Origin of the sequence: Rhodocytophaga aerolata, assembly GCF_030503435.1 — a bacterium.
In the GTDB taxonomy this organism is placed as follows: domain Bacteria; phylum Bacteroidota; class Bacteroidia; order Cytophagales; family 172606-1; genus Rhodocytophaga; species Rhodocytophaga aerolata.
The window spans coordinates 1-674 of the sequence record NZ_JAUKPO010000185.1 but is presented as its reverse complement, the minus strand read 5'-3'; the positions used below and the strand labels follow the sequence as shown (position 1 = coordinate 674).

Sequence of the window (674 nt, the reverse complement as noted above, 5' to 3'; positions counted from 1 at the left end):
TCTTCTTTCATAATATAGCCCATGCCAACCACGGTGTGAATCAGTTTGGTAGGAAAGCTTTTGTCTACTTTTTTGCGCAGAAAGTTCACATACACATCAATTACATTGGTGCCCGTGTCAAAGTGCAGATCCCATACCTTCTCGGCAATGTCTACCCGGGACACTACCCGGCCTTTGTTGCGGATCAGGTATTCCAACAAAGAAAACTCTTTGGCTGTCAGCTCTAGTTTGCGGCCTGCCCGCTGCACGGTTTTGTCATCCAGGTTCAGTTCCAGGTCGGCTATTTTGAGTACCCCATTCTTGATGGGTCCTTCTGAGCTGCGTTTGTACAAGGCCCGGATTCTGGCCAGCAGTTCTCTAAACTCAAAGGGTTTGACCAGATAGTCATCGGCTCCGGCATCAAAGCCGGCCAGTTTATCTTCAGTGGTCCCCAGAGCTGTAAGCATCAGGATGGGAGTTTTTACTTTTTCTCCCCGCAAGGCGTTGGCCAGATCGAAGCCATTCATTTTGGGCAGGTTCACATCCATGATGATCACATCAAAATAGGTGCTGCAAGCCAGGTGTTTGCCCATCAGGCCGTCGTAGGCAAGTTGCACTTCGTAGGCTTGTTCTTCCAGCCCTTTTTGGATATAGGAGGCTAGTTTGGGTTCGTCTTCGACAATCAGTATTTTCAT

1 protein-coding gene is annotated in these 674 nt (G+C 48.7%); it reads right to left on the bottom strand.

The window, feature by feature from the left end:
* On the bottom strand, positions 1–674 hold a 674-nt coding region (locus Q0590_RS37455), incomplete at both ends, for a response regulator (RefSeq protein ID WP_302042807.1).